This window comes from Streptococcus sanguinis (genome assembly GCF_003943735.1).
GTDB lineage: Bacteria > Bacillota > Bacilli > Lactobacillales > Streptococcaceae > Streptococcus > Streptococcus sanguinis_E.
In genome coordinates, this window is the sequence record NZ_RJMV01000003.1 from 88,301 (window position 1) to 105,376 (window position 17,076).

Genomic DNA, 17,076 nt, shown 5'->3' on the forward strand with positions numbered 1-17,076 from the left:
TGTCCCAGCCTTTTCTCACAGGATTGTTAGCTTTTTAATATGTTTGTTACAGAAAATTATGCAAAAATAGTGTAAAATAAGATAAATCCTTGCTGTGTTTTTAGCTAAAGGGATTTTCTCAAATTAAAGGAATACAAACATGAAAATGGTAAAAAGAGTAGTGGGAATTGCTTTGGTGCTGTTGCTTGCAGCGGTGCTATTTCTGGTTCCTGCATCTGTTAATCAAAGTGAACAATTAAAGAATGTTCAAGGCAGTGCTTCCTGGATGAGTATTATTGAGCCAGCTTTGAGCAATGCCAATGTGACGGCACAGGGAGTCAGCACGGAAGTTTCTCTCAATAGCGTCCAACTTAATCAGGTGCTCAAGTCTTCTCTGACTGACTCTGAGAATCAGGAGCTGCTGAACAGTGTTTACAGTATTGAAGGCAATAAGCTGCGCATCCAGTATCCAGTCAAACTGCTCTTTATTGACAGTAAGCTGGACCTAGAGGTGGATGTGACGGTGAGAGATAATGTCTTGCACATCACAGTCGATAGTGCCAAGCTGGGCTCTCTTCCTATCCCTAAATCTTGGGTGACAGGCATGCTGAAGCAACAAATGCAGGCCTTTAATTCATCTATCACGACGGAGGGAGATAGTTTCCTTCTCGCTCTGCCGCAGAGTCAATTCAGCATTAACAAAATCAGCTTCCAGAACGGAGCTGCTAAAATCCAGTTCAGCATGGGTTATGGAATCTAAAAAAGAAAACTTCATTTGAGGAAGAAGTCTTCCGAATCAAATGGAGTTTTTATACTATTATTTGAGCAATAGCATTGTGAGGGTGAAAAGATGCCTACAGAACCGCATCTTGTCCAAGGAAGACTATCAGACTAATTGGCTTGATTGGTGTAAGAGAGAAGCTAGAAAATTTGATAAGAGCTGATATCGCGAAGCTCTTGTGTTATAATAGATAGAGGGAGTCAATATATTAAATCAGAGGTGAGATGATGCTTTATGAATTTTGTGCGGAAAATGTAACCTTGTTAGAAAAGGCTATGAAGGCGGGAGCCCAGCGGATTGAGCTCTGTGATAACCTGGCTGTCGGTGGTACGACGCCCAGCTATGGCGTGATTCAAGCAGCAGTTGACTTAGCCAAGCTTTATGGTGCGACTGTGATGACCATGATTCGGCCACGGGGCGGTGATTTTGTTTACACTGATCTTGAAATTGAGATTATGCTGGCAGATATCCAAAAAGCCAAGGAAGCCGGCAGTCAGGGAGTGGTTTTTGGTGTCTTGACGGAGAAGAACGAAATAGATGTTTCGAAGATGCAGCGCCTGCTAGAGGCTTGCAAGGGACTGGAAGTAGTCTTCCACATGGCTTTTGACTCAATCCCAGCTGAATACCAGTTTGGTGAAATGGACTGGCTGATTGAAAACGGTGTCCAGCGAATTTTGACCCACGGAGGACCTGCTAATGAGCCGATTGAGGAGCATTTTGCTTGGCTAGATGAATTAATCGAGCATGCTGCTGATCGGATTGATATCATGCCGGGAGGTGGCATTCATCTAGGCAATCGTCAGCAAATTATAGATAGTCTGGCAGTAGACCAGCTGCATGGAACTAAAATTGTATTTTAAGGAGGAGTAAGCTGCGCTAGCAGCGGCTAAGTAGATGTTGGAACTATTTGAAAAATACAAGGCTAATCCAGACAAGCTTCAGACTTACGGTTTTAAGGAGTCTGATGGAGCCTACCATTTCTCGCAGAAGATGATGAAGGGTGACTTTCGCTTGGAAGTGACTATCAGAGATGGGAAGCTGGACTATCAGGTCTTTGACTGTGATACTGATGACGCCTATCTGCAGGTCAAGATGGAACAGGTGACGGGGGAGTTTGTCGGTCAGGTTCGCGAAGCTTGTCAGGCAGGACTGCTAGCTATCCGTCAGCACTGTTTTGATGAGGTTGGCTTTCTCTATGAGCAGAGTAAGCGACTGAGGGATCATGCGGCTGAGGTTTATCAGGGGCAAATAGAGTACCTCTGGGAGAAGTCGTCCAGAAAGAGCTCGACCAAGGCTGGAGTTTTCCGCCACCAGGACAGTAAAAAATGGTATGGGGCTTTTCTGACCACAGACTGGTCTAAGTTTGAAGCAGAGCGAAGCGGCGCTATTGAGGTGCTAAATGTTAAGAATGACCATGTGGCGGAGCTGATTCAGAAAAAGGGGATTTACCCGGCCTTTCACATGAATAAGAAATATTGGCTCAGTCTGCCCTTGAATGATAGCCTGAGCGATCAGGAAATCTTTGATTTACTGGCTGTTAGTTACCAGCTGACCAGTAAAAAATAGAATCGAAGCACAGCGCTCCAATCCGCTGTGTTTCATTTTTCCTCAAAAAACAGTATAATAAAAAGACTAGTAAGAATAGGAGAAATTATGAACCTCATTAGAAAATTAGCCTGGTTTTTTAAGTTGGAAAAGCGGCGCTATATCATCGGTATCTTGGCCTTATCCTTGGTCAGCGTCTTCAATCTGATACCGCCTAGAGTCATCGGTCAGGTTATTGACCGAATTGCTAGCAAACATCTGACTTCTCAAGAGCTGCTATTTAATTTGCTGTTGCTGATTGCTTCAGCTTTTATCATGTATGGCCTGCGCTATGTCTGGCGCCTTTATATCTTAGGAACGTCCAATAATCTAGGACGGATTCTGCGCTCTCGATTGTTTGAGCACTTTACTCACATGTCTCCCTCTTTTTATCAGAAATATCGGACAGGGGACTTGATGGCTCATGCGACTAACGATATCAATGCGGTTGTCAGTTTGGCTGGTGGTGGAGTCATGTCAGCTGTGGATGCTTCTATTACAGCTCTGGTGACCCTGCTGACTATGTTTTTCGTTTTGGACTGGCGGCTGACTTTGATTGCCATTGTGCCCATGCCTTTCTTGTCGTGGGGCACGGGCTTGATTGGTCGAAAAAATCATGAAAGTTTTAAGGCTGCTCAAGAGGCATTTTCTGATTTGAATAATAAGGTTCAGGAGAGTGTTTCAGGGATTCGAGTGACCAAGTCCTTTGGTTATCAGGAAGCTGAGACTCAGTCTTTTGCCAAGACCAATCAGGAAGTCTACGAAAAGAACGTTTTGGCTGCCAAGTACGATTCTCTTTTTGACCCCTTGGTTTTGCTTTTTATCGGTCTTTCTTATGTTTTGACCTTGATTTTCGGTGGGATTTTTATCTCCCAAGGGCAATTCACCATAGGAGAGTTGGTTACCTTTATCACCTATCTGGATATGCTGGTTTGGCCGCTGCAAGCTACAGGCTATCTTTTTAACATCGGCCAGCGAGGGGCTGTTTCTTATGAGCGGATTGAGAAACTGCTGGCTCAGGAGTCAGATGTCAAGGAAGCTGAACAGCCTCTTTCTCATGCGGAAAATGGTCGATTGGATTATGACATTCAGAAATTTGCTTATGCAGAGGAGACTAGTTTATCGGATATTCATTTTTCCATTGAGCAGGGACAGACACTGGGAATTGTCGGTCAGACGGGCTCAGGGAAGACCACTCTTCTGCGCTTGCTGCTGCGGGAGCAGGATATTCAGGAGGGGGCTATCTATCTGAATGGACATGATATCCGGGAGTACCGCCTCAAAGACTTGCGCCGTCTTATCGGCTATGTACCACAGGAACAGATGCTCTTTGCTCTGTCCATTCGGGACAATATCCGCTTTGCTAATCCCCAGCTGACAGATAGTCAAGTTTTAGCTGCCGCTCAACTATGCGGTGTGTATGAGGATATTCAGGCTATGCCAGAGGGGCTGGATACAGTTGTTGGTGAGCGGGGCTTGTCCTTATCTGGCGGACAGAAGCAGCGCTTAGCGATGAGTCGGGCTATTATTACCAATCCTGAAATCCTGATTTTGGATGATTCCCTATCGGCTGTCGATGCTAAGACGGAGCACCTGATTTTGGAAAATCTAAAGTCAGAGCGTGCTGGCAAGACAACCATCATCACAGCTCATCGGCTGTCGGCCTTGGTGCATGCAGACTTGATTTTGGTCATGGAAGAGGGGCGTATCAAAGAGCGGGGCACCCACCAAGAGCTATTAGAGCAAAAGGGCTGGTATGCTCAGACATACCATAATCAGCAGCTGGCAGAAAGCTTGAAGGAGGAGGATTAATATGAAAAAGAAAGCAACTTTTCATCGCCTCCTAGGCTATATGTGGCGCTATAGGATAGTAAGCAGCATGGCCTTGACCTTCATCCTGCTGACGACTCTGGTCACAACAGCATTGCCGCTCTTGGCTCGCTATTTTATTGATCAGTTTATCGGCCGTAATCAAGCTTGGGCAGGTCTGCCTTTGCTGGCTCTTTACTATGGTCTTTTCCTCTTGCGGGTAATTTTTACTTTCTTGGGAAAGTATTTCTTTGCGCGTGTGGCTCAAAGTGTGGTTCGGGACTTGCGACAGGAAAGCTTTGCCAATATCCAGCGTCTGGAAATGGCTTATTTTGACAGGACGCCAGCTGGTGCTATCGTTTCCCGTCTGACTAATGATACTCAGGCAGTCGCAGATATGTTCAGTGAGATTTTTTCTAATTTTTTGAGCTCCTTGCTGATTCTAGTTGTTACTTTGAGCGCTATGTTTGCCCTCAACTGGCAATTGACCCTGATGATTGCTCTCTTTTTGCCTCTGATGGTAGCCTCTATCTTGCTCTATCAGCATTTATCCAATCGGCAGCTCAAGCAGGTCCGGAATAAACTCAGCGATTTGAATGTCAAGCTATCTGAGAGTATTGAAGGGATGCGGATTATTCAGGCTTTTGGGCAAGAGAAGCGTTTGCTGCGGGAATTTGAAGAAATTAACGGTCAGCATTTAGGCTTTACTAATCGCTACCTCAATATCAACAGTCTCTTTCTGAGACCGGCTATGTCCCTGCTGAAAATCTTGGCTTATGGGGTTATTCTGACATACTTTGGCTTGACTTGGCAAGTGGCGGGTATTACGGCAGGTATTATGTATGCCTTTATCCAGTATGTTAATCAGCTTTTTAATCCCTTGATAGATGTCATGCAGAATTACTCTGTTTTACAGACCTCTATGGTTGCTGCGGAGCGGGTTTTTGAAATCATGGACCGCACTGACTACGAGCCTGAGCAGGCTAATCTAGACTTGCAAATTCAGGATGGCAGTATTGAATTCAAGCATGTTTCCTTTTCCTATGATGGAAAGCGTGATGTTTTACAGGATATCTCCTTTTCCGTCAAAAAAGGCCAGACGATTGCCTTTGTTGGCTCGACTGGCTCTGGCAAGTCCTCTATTATCAATCTTTTCCTGCGTTTTTATGAGTTTGAGCGGGGGCAAATTTTGATTGATGGCCGTGATATTAAAGACTATAGTCAGGCGGAGCTGCGGCGAAAGATTGGACTTGTTTTGCAGGATCCCTTCCTTTATCACGGTACCGTTGCTTCCAATATCCAGCTTTACCAAGAGCAGCTGACACGAGAAGAAATTATAGAAGCGGCTAAGTTTGTAGATGCTCATGGCTTTATCAGTCAGCTCCCTCAAGGCTATGATTCCCCTGTGACTGAGCGGGGAGCGACTTTTTCCAGTGGTCAGCGGCAGCTTCTAGCCTTTGCCAGAACCATCGCCACCAAGCCTAAAATCTTGATTTTGGATGAGGCGACAGCCAATATTGATTCGGAGACAGAGGAGTTGATTCAAGCCTCACTGAGAAAAATGCGGCGGGGTCGGACAACCATTGCCATTGCCCACCGTCTGTCTACTATTCAGGATGCTGATTGCATCTATGTCTTAGATAAGGGCCGCATTATCGAATCCGGCAGCCACGAAGAATTGTTAGCACAGGATGGCACCTATAAGAAAATGTACCAACTTCAGGCTGGGATGATGGGGTCTCGAAAAGCCTGTTTATAAATAAAAGGTGTAGAATTCATTTGGAATTCTACACCTATTTTAAATAGTCTTTTAGTTTCTCTACATTTTCTTCTAAGTTTTCATAAGGAAGCTTAGCATACTGGTAAGGGCAGCTAGCAAGGTAGCTCTGTTCAAAGAAGTCAAGCGGCAGGCTGCTGTGTTTGAGAGCACTGACGGAAGGAAGTGACCTTAAGTCTAGTAGAATACCGTCCTTGGTCAGATAGCTGGCTAGCGGCAGCTGAGCTTGCTCCAGTAGTATCTGGGCTTTTCTTGCTTCCTCTTCTTGCAGCTGCAGCAGCGCCAGCCTATTTTTTTCAAACATGAGACTGTCGATATAGAGCGATAGAGCCTTCTGCATGATGAGGTTGCTGTCGTAGTCCACGGCACTTTTGTAAGCGATAAAGGTCTTTTGAATCTGGGGCGGAAGGAGCAGGGCAGTAATCCTCAAGGCTGGGAAAAGGCTGGTTGAAAAGGACTTGATGTAGATGACTCGCTGGCTATTGTCTAGATAATGAAAGGTTAGCTCCCGCCGGCTATCAAAGTCTGATAGATAGTCATCTTCTACGATATAGACATCATAGAGCTGGGCTAGTCGAAGAATCTCTTCCTTGTCCTGCCGACTGTAGGAGTGTCCCAAGGGATAGTGAAAACGCGGAATAGTGTAGAAAAACTTGATCTTTTCGCTTTGAAAAATCCTCTCAAGTTCTTGCAAATTAATACCTTGTGGAGTTCTTTCAATGGTTTCATAAGGAAGTTTTTGTGCTAGCAGAAGATCATTAATCCGATGGTAGGTCGGCTGCTCCACCAGTATATGCTCTTTTTGGTTGGGAAATTCAATCTGTGAAAGGATATAGAGAGCCTGCTGGGTGCCGGAAGTCAGTACCAACTGATCCCTAGAAGCATAGACAGCAGAGTCCAGCATTAGCTTTTGCACAGAGCGACGTAAATCCTCCAGTCCTTCCTGCTGAGGGTAATAGTTGAAGAGATAATTTTCCCGGCCAATCAGAGTTTCATTTACACAGAGGCGGAAATCCTCGTAGGCTTGGTGGCGGTCATCCCTCACAGGTAGCTCCAAATCCTGCTTTTCTTCCTGAGCATTCTCCAGTACATAGTAGCCGCTTTTGGGAACGGCATAGATGTACTTCTGATATTTGAGCTCAATCAGAGCCTTCTGCGCAGTATCCTTACTGCAGTGATAACGCTCTGCCAGCTTGCGGACAGAAGGGATTTTCTGACCAGTAGCCAGTTTTCCCTCTTTAATATCCTTAGTAATCTTATCAACGATGCGTTGGTATTTTGCTTTAACCATAAAACTGTCCCCATACAGATTTGATTTTTTCATATTGTAACTCATTTTGAGATATTTTACAATAGAGAGCAAGTAGGAGGAGTCATGAAAACAAAAACAGTCATTCTGGCCACAGATATTTCTGGCTTAGGTAAGGTTGCCGCAACAGCTGCCTTGCCGCTCTTTGCAATTTGCCAGCTAGAAGTCGCCCTGTTGCCAACCATGATTTTGTCGTCCCATACAGGCGGTTTTTCAAACATCCATATAGATGATTACACGCATGGGATGCTTGCTTTTTTAAAACAATGGCAGAGCTTGGAGTTCGACTTTTCAGCTCTGATAACTGGATATTTGAAGTCTGATGTTCAGGTGGAAAATTTGCTGCGCTTTAAAGAGGAAAAAAGCTTGCCCCTTATCGTGGATCCTATCATGGGGGACAAGGGAACTTTTTATCAGGGATTTTCAGATGCCCATCTAGGCCATATGCGTCGCCTCTGCCAACATGCCGATTTGGTTCTGCCTAATTTGACGGAAGCTTGTTTGTTATTGGAAGAACCCTACGAAGAGAGTTTATCAGAAGATAGATGGGAGAACTACTGCAAACGTTTGGCTGAGTTAGGACCGAGCAAGGTCTTGCTGACTGGCTTGCCCATGAAAGAGAATCAGATTGGTGTGGCCTATTTTGATGCGGCAACAGAGGAGTTTAACCTCTTTTCTAGTCCAGCTCTGTCCCAGCAATTTTTTGGAACGGGTGATATATTGACGACACTTGTAGCTGCGGCTTTTGTTCAGGGGGTCGACATCAAGCAAGCCCTGCCGGTGATTTTGAAGTTTATTGAAAAGAGCTTGGTACTTAGCTTTAAAGAGCAAATAGATCCAAAGAAGGGCGTTTTTTACCAGCCCTACCTAGGAGAGCTTTTCGCTGATTTTCAAGCCTTAATGGAGGAAAAAGATGAAGAAACCAACACTTGATTTGCAAACCTTAACCATGATTAGTTTATTTGCTGCTTTGATATTTTTGAGCATTCAGTTTTTTAAAATTCCTGTCGGAGCTCAGTTTATTCACTTTGGAAATGCACTGGTGGTAGTGGGCTGTCTGATTTTTGGCAGTAAACTAGGTTTTTTAGCGGCTGCTATTGGACTGGGAATATTTGACTTGCTGAATGGTTACGCCGCGGAAATCCCAATCATCTTGTTAGAAGCACTTGCGGTGGCCGTGGTAATTCATTTTATGTATGAAGAACTTTTTCAGAGAAAGGATAAGCTAAGAAATATTCTTGTGACAGCAGTAGCCGCAGCTTTGGTGAAGATTGTGCTTAATATCCTCAAGTACACTCTGACAGGAACACTGTTTGGCGGGAGTAGTTTACCAGCAGCCTTTTTGCTGGCAGTAGCTAAGATTACTGGTACATTTGGCTCCAGTCTAGCCACAGTTATCGCCGTCCCAATCTTATATCCAATCTTTCAGCAAGTCAGAAAAGCTCACAAGCACAGAGGGCCACTGAAAAGCAAGGATAAATCAATAAATAGCATAAAAAAAGAAACTGTCTGAAAATCCTCAGACGGTTTTTGTGTATTTGTCTTACATAAAGTATACGATAGCCAGATACTGCAGAGCAGAGGCTGCTAGAATGAAAAGATGCCAAATCATGTGGAAGTAGGGCTTCTTTTGAGCATAGAAGCCAGCTCCTACAGTATAGCAGAGGCCACCAGCCAGCATGAGTCCCCAGAAGACTGGTCCGGTCTGACCGATAATCTGCGGAATGATAAAGACCACCAGCCAGCCCATAATCAAATAGAGAGCTAAGCTGAATTTTTCATTGACCTTCTTAGCGAAAATCTTATATAGAATGCCAAAGATGGTCGTGCCCCACTGGATAGCAATGATGAGATAGCCAAACCAGTTATTCATCAGCGACAGCACGACTGGCGTGTAGCTGCCAGCGATGGCGATGTAAATCATGGAGTGGTCAATAATGCGCAAGATATACTTGTGGGTCGAGCCATAGGACATAGAATGGTAGACTGTTGAGGAGAGGAACATGAGAAAGAGGCTGATAACAAAGATAGAAGTTCCGACAGCAGCCACCAAGCCGTGCCCTTCATAGCTATAAATGGCTGAGATAGGCAGCAGAATCAGCATCAGAACAGCTCCTACCGCATGGGTAACAGCGTTGGCGATTTCCTCTCCGAAGGATAGTTTTTTACTGAGTTTAAGCGCGTAGTTCAAGATTTTCTTCCTCCTCATTTGGTACTTGGATTAGGGATAAGGTCTTTTGATAGAGTTTGACTGTCTGGCAGGCAGTGGAAATGATGGGTGCCACCTCTAGCTTGCTTCCGTTCATATAGTCTACAAAGTCGTCATAGAGTTCTCGCGAATCTGCTTCTTTATGCAGCATATTTAAAGTAGCTGAAATTTCCTGGATAGAAAAGACCGTTTTTAAGGTCGTAATGGCAATCAAGCGTGCTACCTGACGACGTTGATATTTTTTTTTGACCGGTTTAGCAATATAGCCATGCTTGACATAGTTGTTAATCATAGAAGCGGTCAGTCCCTTGTCAGCAGCTGAAATAGAAGAGCCACAGACATTGTTTACATAGAGCAGGACCTGGTCCAAATATAGCTCCAGATCTGGTAATTCGTCCCACTTGGGAAAAACTTGTTGAGTGTTCAAATCTTTATCACTTTCTTATCTAGTCCTTATAACTAGATGATAACATCTCTGTAAATCAAAGTCAAGCAAAAAATAGAATGTCCCATTGAAATTTGATATAATCTTAAAAAGAAGAAAGGGAGGTTTCAGATGAAAAAACAAATAATCTTTGATATGGCAGCCTTCCTAGGCAGTCTGATTTTTTGGTCTTGGCTCTATATGCGCTTTTTTTATGCCTATGTAGCCGTCGTCTTTTACAAGAATCAGCCAGAGTGGAACCTGCTGATACCAGCTTCTATCATCCTGACTCTGACAGCTATTAGCTCGCTTTTTATTCGCGGCCTCTATAGTCGGCACATTCCTCGTTGGCTGGTACTAGCCAGTTACACCCTCTATTTTCTCATTCTATTCTATGCCCTCTTTTTGAAAAATATCGGCAGGCAGGGCTTCAGTCTGGACCTGCAGTCTTTTACCTATAATTGGATTTATGGAGATAAGCTGGTACCCACCATGAATATCATTATGTTCATTCCGCTGGGCTTTCTCTGCAAGCTGTCATGGAAACATTTAGCTTATTTTACCTTGGCTATCAGTCTGGTTGAGGGGAGCCAGTATCTCTTTCATCTTGGCATTTTTGACTTGGGTGATATCCTGACTAATCTGCTAGGATTCATTATCGGCACCTATCTACTAGAGACAGCCTTGGGTAAATGGGTTGTCCGTCATATTCACTAAATGAAAGAAGGAAACTATGAAAATTCTTATCCCAACTGCCAAAGAGTTGAATCTAACTGCTCCATCTGCAATCCCTAATCCATTTTCAGCACAAACTCAGGCTGTGTTGGATGAGTTGGCAACCATGTCAGTAGCTGACTTGGCATCATTTTATAAAATCTCCCCAGAAAGAGCGGAGGTAGAGTGGCAAGCCATTCAGGCTTTGCGAGAAGGAACTGCGCAGCATGCTCCAGCACTTTATCTTTTTGATGGCCTCATGTACCGCCATATCAAGAGGCAGGACCATACCAAGGAGGAAAGTCAGTATATCGAGAAGCATCTTGCTATCACAACGGCGCTTTACGGTGTTATCCCAGCCCTGGAGCCCATAGCGCCCCATCGCTTGGACTTTATGATGCCACTCAAGCTAGATGGGAAGAGTCTCAAGGCATTTTGGAAAGAAGCTTATGACCAAGCTCTGGCAGAAGATGAGATGATTTTCTCCCTCCTGTCCAGCGAGTTTGAAACAGTCTTTTCCAAGGAAATTCGCCAGCGCATGATAGGCTTCAAGTTTCTGGAAAACCGAGGCGGCAAGCTAAAAGTCCATTCGACCATTTCTAAAAAAGCGCGTGGTGAGTTTTTAACAACTCTAATAACTAACCAAGTAACAGAAGTCGAACAGATGAAGAAATTAAGCTTTGCTGGCTTTACTTACCGACCTGACCTGTCCAGTGACCAAGAGTTGGTTTATATCAAGGAAGTATGAAAAGGAAGAATCGGCTTTTGTAATATCTACGTAATATTCTCGTTATAAAATTGTTATAAAATAAATGACGTTTCTAAGGAGTTTCAGAACTATGGGAAAAATCAAGTCGGATACTATTTCCGCTCAGAATGCTATCAGTGAATTGGTTGGGGTAGATACAAGCGACAAGCAAAATCAGCAGGTGGAGTTTAGCTATACTACTGAGATTGCTGGGATGGAAGCAGGCCGTCAGGCATGCAATCAAATGCTGCAGGCTGTCAGTGACTTTAGCGCAGCTGTTTTGGCTCAGGCTAATAAATTTCCTGATATAGCTTATAAAATTGAAAAGCGTGATGTAGAGCAGGCACAACGTTGGAGCAACTGATGATAAAAGATAAAAATCAAGAAAAACGTGAACGATTACATAAGCAGATTATTCACCTTGAGAATCAAGAAGAAGATCTTTTAGTTCTCAAAAAGCGTTATGAAGAGAAGGTAATGGATTTTCGTACAGATATTTGGACGATGAATGCCCAAATAGAAAATTTGATAGATCCCGTATCAGAGACTAGTTCTACCAATCGTAAAATATGGGAAGAAAACCAAGCATTGCAACAAGCAATTGACAGCTATGTAGAGCAGGAGTTGGACAATGTTTCCAAACAAACAAGGAAAGTTCAGCAAAAATTAGATGAAAATCGAGAAAAATTGACGAAAGAAAGGAACTCTTTACCATGGGAGTAAAGTACAGTGCGTCAGAGTCTTCACAGCTGATGGAGGCCATGTCTAGTAATATTCAAGTGGCCAATGAGGTGACAGACCGATTATCTCAGGGCTGTGACCACCTAATAGCTACCCTAGACTCAGGAGAACTCATGGGAGCAGCCTATACAGCAGGGAAAGGCCTCTTTTCAGAGATTATCATTCCTGCCATTAAGAAGCTACAGGCTGCAGTGGACGACATTCAAACGGAGTTAAATTCATATAGGACTGCTGATGCTCAGGTAGCTGAGTATGGAAACCTCGATCTAGATCAGCTGAAGAAGACAAAAGAATTGAGAGAGCAGCAGCTAGCCTCTGTCAAAAAGGCTATTGAAGCAAAAGAATCATTCTTAGAGCGCATGAAGTCTATTGCTACATTTAATATCGTTTCTCACATGCAGTCTCTGGTGATTCTTTCTAGTGCAGAATCGCAAATTGAATCACAAATCAAAGAATTGGAAGAGAAGATTGAAAAGTTGGAGTTCTTTGTCGCTCAAGTCTCCCAATATTTCAGCGATAGTCTAGAAGTTCTTCGTCTAGCTATCCAAGGAGCCAGCCAGCTAAGCCAAGTCCTGGTAGATAGTGATGGAAATTACTCAGTTGATGGTGTAGATATGAGCTGGGCTATTAAAATGAAGGGACAGAAGATTGAGACATACATACCAATAACTAAAAAAGAGAAATTTATTCAAACTATTAGACAACAGTATGGATTTAGTCGAACTGAATCAGAGATATTACTAAATTTATATCAAAAGCTAGAAAAGGAATATGGATCCAAGAAAGCAAATATAGAATTCTTTAAAATAGTTGCATCTTACTCTTATGGTGATAAATCTTATGGAGCTTGGCAAGTGGTCGGTGGATTATATAGCCCGAATGGGGTAAACGGTATAAATGTTGGTATTAATTATAGAATGAAATCTGTTTTGAGAAAATATGGCTTAAAAGATGATGAAATTGATACGATTCAGAAAGCTATTCAGAATCAGCATAATTTTACGGGATTGGAAAAGATTGAAGAGGGAGATACAAATGATGAGATAAAAGGGAAACTGAATTTAGCTTCTGAGAAAGCATATGGTCAAGTAAATTATAATAAATTAGACGAGAAGCAGAAAGCAAGAGTTAGAGAGTTACTGTCTCAATTTGGAGGAACCATAGACTATTCCCATATGGCTGCAACTATTTCTGCACATTATACAGGTAATCATTTTATTGAAAATGAAGACGATTTAGCGGGATGGCAAGGTGATGTAGCAGGTACTATGGGACTTCCGCCGAGTCTTGGTAATGATGACTATCGTTCAGATTTAGATGCTGTTAATGTTTATCACAAAATTAAGGATGGGAATAGCCTGGTTGATGTTACAAACTCATACTACGATAGCGTTGAGAGAACATCTGGCTATAGAACTTATGAATTTGTTCAAAATATTGGAGAAGGAGATTACACGAAAGGAATGAAGAAATTAGAAGAAACTTATAAATTATACGTTTCTTCTCATTCTAGTGAACAATCATCAACCTTCGAAAATTTCATGAATGCTATCCAACATTTCCAAAAGGATTTAGATAAACCCAATCCCTCTATTGGAGAGTAAAATGTTAAAAAAAATGAAAAAATATTATAAAAACAAACCAACTCAAGCTTTATTAACGCTCATTGTACTTGTTTGGTCAATATATGAGATTGGTGCGACCAGTCTGGCTAGCAATTCGGCCTTGACCAAGGAATTCATGCATAGTCGGTATGTTATGGTTTGGCCAATGGTAGATAAGAAGGCAACTCTTTATCACTATGCGGAAGAATGGACTAGTGACGTATTAAATGGAATTATGCATCTAGATTATGAAAATACTAGGATAACTAGTTTTCCTAGAAAATGGGATAGTGAAGTTGAAATATACTATGCTCTGTCTGAAGATAAGTATGCTGATAGAGTATATTTTTTCTTAGATGAACCAATATCCAGAGCCTATACCACTAGTTTAGAGCAAAATTATTATTTGATTTCAAAGAATGCAGCTGTTATTAAAGAGGAAACAGGCAAAACGGTTGAACAGTTAGGTCAAGAAGTGGGACATTCAAGGGAGGAGTTTTTGTCTGCTCTGGGTAAGATGAAAATACTTCGTTTGGTCTATTTGATTCTTCGTATGATAGTATTGTTGCTATGTATCAGGTGGTCGGGTCAGCAGAGAAAACGGAAAGAAGATGAAATCTTGCAGAATGGATAGAGTCTTGAAACGATACGGAATCTATAAGGAAAATAAAGAATGATAACTTCAGTAATTTTTATTGCTTCTCTATTTTTACTTTTGCGCCGTTTTAAAAGCCGGCCGTTCAAGGATTGTTATTGGCGTGCTGTATAGTCTGTTTGTTGTCTGGTACGTTCAGGAAATTTTAAACTACGGCAAATATACTCTGCAATCAGGTCAAAGCGTTGAATTAAGAGTGTCTCCAAATACGGATCAGTTAGAGTATAGTTCAGAATTAATATTAAAAAAATTAAATGATGCTAAAATAAAATTATCAGGTACAAATGTTTGGTCTGAAAAATTTGGGGATGTATTATTTGGGGTAAGTGAAAAGAAAATTATTAAGATAGGCAGTACCGAGGGAGACAAGAATGAGCTTCCTAATAATCAAAAAGATATACATTTAGTAGAAGATGGGATTGTTGTTAGTTATAAAGGAGAAAAAGTTTTTGATGTAACTAACAACAAATCTTACTCCATCACCATAACCAATGTAGACAATAAACCGGTTAAATTTGAAGCTCAGGTGGTGGACAGGTAAAGTTTAGGAAGGATTTGATTCCTCTCAGTTCTAGTTTTTTATTAATATGATGGTATTGAAAATGAAGAAAACGAAATCTATGGTTATCATAGGCGGCTTTCAAGGTCGAAACATCTTTTATGATGTGAAAAGAAAAAAAGTATATTCTAATAAAGTCAATGAGAGAGTTTTTCCTAATCTCAGGTGGTTAGTAATATCCTTTGGAATTCTAGGAAATGCTTTTCTCATTCAAGTAAACAATATAAAATTTGAATCCCCTATTTTCAAAGTAATTGTTTTGTGCGCGACTCTTATTCTTATATCTTTGGTCTGTCACTTTGGATTTAAAGATGAGTATTTAGGGCAAAACGTTGAAGTATTTAATCCCAAATTATATGAACATGTTGGTTGGTTGAATTTTTTAGAAGAAGAGAGAAACCGATTATACATTCTTCTTATTACATTTTCAGTGAGTTCTTTCTTAACTGTTTTTCAAATGAGAGAATATTTGAACGCTCCTACCATGNCAAACTTAATAGAAGTTATTGCCTTTTATTTTATATTTTATATGGTAACAGCAAAAAGCAATTTTATGAAAAGAATGATAGCAATAAAGGAATTGATGAAACAATAAACTAAGAGTTTTAGCTTATAAACCATGGTTTAAGGTAATGTATGACCAATTATTGAATGGAAGTGCTATGATTATGAACCGTTGTTACTTGGAAGAAATCAATGAATAAGAATGTATTTTGGTTAGGTAATTTCAGAGATAAAAATATTTTTTATGATAGAAAAACTGGACAACTATACTCTATAGATAAGAAAGAAGAGCAAGCTCCTAATCTCACTTGGGCTATTCTGCCTGCTTCCTTTCTTTTACGAAACATTTATTCAGAAGCAACAGCACCTCAGGTTGCCAGTGTGCCTATCAGAATATTTATTTTGTGTTCGACTGTTCTCTGCGTTTTAGTTTTGATAATATTTGTTCTAAGAAATATTAGAAAAGGAACTANGAAAAATTTTAATCAGAAACTTTATTTTGACTGGCCTAATTTTCTTTATAACCAACAAACACAATGTAAAGGAATATTGTTTTTTGGGACTCTACTATTTTTTACGTCAATTAAATTTATAATTGATTATTATTTTTCAGGAAGCTTTATTTCTTTTATAGCTATCATTGGTTTTCTCCCAGTATCTGGGCTCTTATTATTTGGAAATAGGCCATTAGAGAAATTGATTATCCTTAAAAGATTGGAAAAGCAATTAAAATGAAGAAAAAAGAATATTTAATCTATCTCTTGACTTTTCAGGGGAGAAACTATTATATGAACCTAAAAACGAATAAAATTTATGCAAATGTTCATAGTCCACAATTCCATCTGGATCTCACGAAATATGTTCCCGCAGCTAGCATTATGCTGCTACATGGATTTACTTCTGTTTCGAATAGCCGCTTGTCCTTCCTATGGAAAATAATCTTGTTAGTTTTGGGTTATGTTATTGTTGGGTATCTAGTAGAATTGCTTGCAAGGACAAGGAAAGAGCCGTCATTTAAAGAGTTTCATTTTGAAACACTACCTATAAAAGATGAGTTTTTATATATTTTTAGTCGAAATATATATGGGAAGTTTGGAATTGGCTTGATTTTTGCTGTTTTTGCCATCTATCAATCTGTTGAGTATTTAAGCAAAGGCAGCTATTTGTCTTATTTGCTAAGTGACATGGGTTTCTTTCTTGCTTATTTTAGTCTCATAAGGTCCGATTTATTCAAACAGATAAAAGTTCTGAAAAGATTAAAAAAGAAGAATACTTAGAATTCGAGAAGATTTTTAAAGGAGGTTTCTAATGACTGAGCTACTACCGATAGGGAGTGTTGTCCAACTTAAAAATGGACAAGTGAAAATTATGATTATTAACCGTTATCCTCTTTATGATAATAAAGGTGAAATTGGTTATTTAGACTATTCCGGCTGTGTATATCCTTTTGGTATGACGGATAATCAAGCTTGCTTTTTTAACCAAGAAGATATTGAAAAAATTTGGTTTGAGGGGTATATAGATGACTCAGAAGAGAAAATGCTAGCAAAAATAGAAGAAAAATTATCTCAAATTCCTTATCCTAAATATTCTTTAGCTGATTTATAATATCTGTTCCTGTCAGTAAAGTATTCTAAAACCCCTCGCAATTTTTGCGAGGGGTTAATGTCTTATAAGTT

Annotated in this window: 19 protein-coding genes and 2 pseudogenes; 18 read left to right on the forward strand and 3 right to left on the reverse strand. The window is 41.0% G+C overall.

What is annotated here, in order from left to right; all coding sequences use genetic code 11:
- The first annotated feature begins 139 nt into the window (after positions 1 to 139).
- The 6 genes and pseudogenes from D8877_RS04730 (at position 140) to D8877_RS04755 (ending at position 5,912) form a co-directional block, all read left to right on the forward strand.
- Positions 140 to 739 carry a hypothetical protein gene (locus tag D8877_RS04730; protein WP_125341373.1) on the forward strand — a complete coding sequence of 200 codons (600 nt, stop codon included), beginning with the start codon at positions 140 to 142 and terminating at the stop codon, positions 737 to 739.
- A gap of 94 nt (positions 740 to 833) precedes the next feature.
- A pseudogene (locus tag D8877_RS04735) lies at positions 834 to 923 on the forward strand (GNAT family N-acetyltransferase); the annotation flags it as partial.
- A gap of 64 nt (positions 924 to 987) precedes the next feature.
- Positions 988 to 1,620, forward strand: a complete 633-nt coding sequence (locus tag D8877_RS04740) for a copper homeostasis protein CutC (protein WP_185760163.1) — start codon at positions 988 to 990, stop codon at positions 1,618 to 1,620.
- A gap of 34 nt (positions 1,621 to 1,654) precedes the next feature.
- Complete coding sequence (locus tag D8877_RS04745; RefSeq protein ID WP_125341375.1) at positions 1,655 to 2,326, forward strand: MmcQ/YjbR family DNA-binding protein; 672 nt, start codon at positions 1,655 to 1,657, stop codon at positions 2,324 to 2,326.
- 87 nt (positions 2,327 to 2,413) lie between these two features.
- Positions 2,414 to 4,156, forward strand: a complete 1,743-nt coding sequence (locus D8877_RS04750) for an ABC transporter ATP-binding protein (RefSeq protein ID WP_125341376.1) — start codon at positions 2,414 to 2,416, stop codon at positions 4,154 to 4,156.
- Position 4,157: 1 nt separating this feature from the next.
- Complete coding sequence (locus D8877_RS04755; protein WP_125352592.1) at positions 4,158 to 5,912, forward strand: ABC transporter ATP-binding protein; 1,755 nt, start codon at positions 4,158 to 4,160, stop codon at positions 5,910 to 5,912.
- A gap of 34 nt (positions 5,913 to 5,946) precedes the next feature.
- Here the strand turns inward: D8877_RS04755 and D8877_RS04760 are convergent, their stop codons facing one another.
- The gene (locus D8877_RS04760) at positions 5,947 to 7,266 is read right to left on the reverse strand and encodes an aminotransferase-like domain-containing protein (RefSeq protein ID WP_125352594.1); all 1,320 of its coding nucleotides are present in this window, start codon (positions 7,264 to 7,266) and stop codon (positions 5,947 to 5,949) included.
- 39 nt (positions 7,267 to 7,305) lie between these two features.
- Here D8877_RS04760 and D8877_RS04765 point away from each other — a divergent pair, with 39 nt between their 5' ends.
- Together D8877_RS04765 and D8877_RS04770 are read left to right on the forward strand one after the other, a co-directional pair.
- Entirely contained in the window at positions 7,306 to 8,172 is an 867-nt protein-coding gene (locus D8877_RS04765; RefSeq protein WP_125341379.1) for a pyridoxamine kinase, read from the forward strand.
- Positions 8,153 to 8,752 (forward strand): ECF transporter S component, encoded by a 600-nt coding sequence (locus tag D8877_RS04770; RefSeq protein WP_125341380.1) that lies wholly within the window; start codon positions 8,153 to 8,155, stop codon positions 8,750 to 8,752. Before D8877_RS04765 ends, D8877_RS04770 begins: the two co-directional genes overlap by 20 nt.
- 30 nt (positions 8,753 to 8,782) lie before the next feature.
- On the opposite strand, the gene trhA is transcribed toward D8877_RS04770, so the two are convergent.
- Positions 8,783 to 9,430, reverse strand: coding sequence for a PAQR family membrane homeostasis protein TrhA (gene trhA, locus D8877_RS04775; RefSeq protein ID WP_002900134.1), 648 nt, complete (start codon positions 9,428 to 9,430; stop codon positions 8,783 to 8,785).
- The gene (locus D8877_RS04780; RefSeq protein ID WP_125341381.1) at positions 9,414 to 9,875 is read right to left on the reverse strand and encodes a DUF1836 domain-containing protein; all 462 of its coding nucleotides are present in this window, start codon (positions 9,873 to 9,875) and stop codon (positions 9,414 to 9,416) included. Before D8877_RS04780 ends, trhA begins: the two co-directional genes overlap by 17 nt.
- 129 nt (positions 9,876 to 10,004) lie before the next feature.
- Here D8877_RS04780 and D8877_RS04785 point away from each other — a divergent pair, with 129 nt between their 5' ends.
- The 10 genes and pseudogenes from D8877_RS04785 (at position 10,005) to D8877_RS04835 (ending at position 17,005) form a co-directional block, all read left to right on the forward strand.
- A complete protein-coding gene (locus D8877_RS04785; RefSeq protein ID WP_111675670.1) occupies positions 10,005 to 10,589 on the forward strand; it encodes a VanZ family protein in 585 nt (194 codons plus the stop codon).
- A 16-nt stretch (positions 10,590 to 10,605) separates the two neighbouring features.
- Complete coding sequence (yaaA, locus tag D8877_RS04790) at positions 10,606 to 11,334, forward strand: peroxide stress protein YaaA (protein ID WP_111675671.1); 729 nt, start codon at positions 10,606 to 10,608, stop codon at positions 11,332 to 11,334.
- Between the two features lie 64 nt (positions 11,335 to 11,398).
- The gene (locus tag D8877_RS04795; protein ID WP_172454722.1) at positions 11,399 to 11,698 is read left to right on the forward strand and encodes a TIGR04197 family type VII secretion effector; all 300 of its coding nucleotides are present in this window, start codon (positions 11,399 to 11,401) and stop codon (positions 11,696 to 11,698) included.
- Complete coding sequence (locus D8877_RS04800) at positions 11,698 to 12,057, forward strand: hypothetical protein (RefSeq protein WP_111675672.1); 360 nt, start codon at positions 11,698 to 11,700, stop codon at positions 12,055 to 12,057. The genes D8877_RS04795 and D8877_RS04800 overlap by 1 nt, the downstream gene beginning before the upstream one ends.
- Entirely contained in the window at positions 12,048 to 13,679 is a 1,632-nt protein-coding gene (locus D8877_RS04805) for an ATP-binding protein (RefSeq protein ID WP_111675673.1), read from the forward strand. Before D8877_RS04800 ends, D8877_RS04805 begins: the two co-directional genes overlap by 10 nt.
- A 1-nt stretch (position 13,680) precedes the next feature.
- Positions 13,681 to 14,313: a hypothetical protein gene (locus D8877_RS04810; protein ID WP_111675674.1), complete on the forward strand. Its 633-nt coding sequence runs from the start codon at positions 13,681 to 13,683 to the stop codon at positions 14,311 to 14,313.
- 39 nt (positions 14,314 to 14,352) lie between these two features.
- Positions 14,353 to 14,875, forward strand: a pseudogene (locus D8877_RS04815) (hypothetical protein).
- 714 nt (positions 14,876 to 15,589) lie between these two features.
- Positions 15,590 to 16,132 (forward strand): hypothetical protein, encoded by a 543-nt coding sequence (locus D8877_RS04825; protein ID WP_125352598.1) that lies wholly within the window; start codon positions 15,590 to 15,592, stop codon positions 16,130 to 16,132.
- On the forward strand, positions 16,129 to 16,674 hold the full coding sequence (locus D8877_RS04830) for a hypothetical protein (protein ID WP_111675676.1): 546 nt from the start codon (positions 16,129 to 16,131) through the stop codon (positions 16,672 to 16,674). Before D8877_RS04825 ends, D8877_RS04830 begins: the two co-directional genes overlap by 4 nt.
- Positions 16,675 to 16,705: 31 nt before the next feature.
- Positions 16,706 to 17,005 carry a DUF4176 domain-containing protein gene (locus D8877_RS04835; protein ID WP_111675677.1) on the forward strand — a complete coding sequence of 100 codons (300 nt, stop codon included), beginning with the start codon at positions 16,706 to 16,708 and terminating at the stop codon, positions 17,003 to 17,005.
- The last annotated feature ends 71 nt before the right edge of the window (positions 17,006 to 17,076 follow it).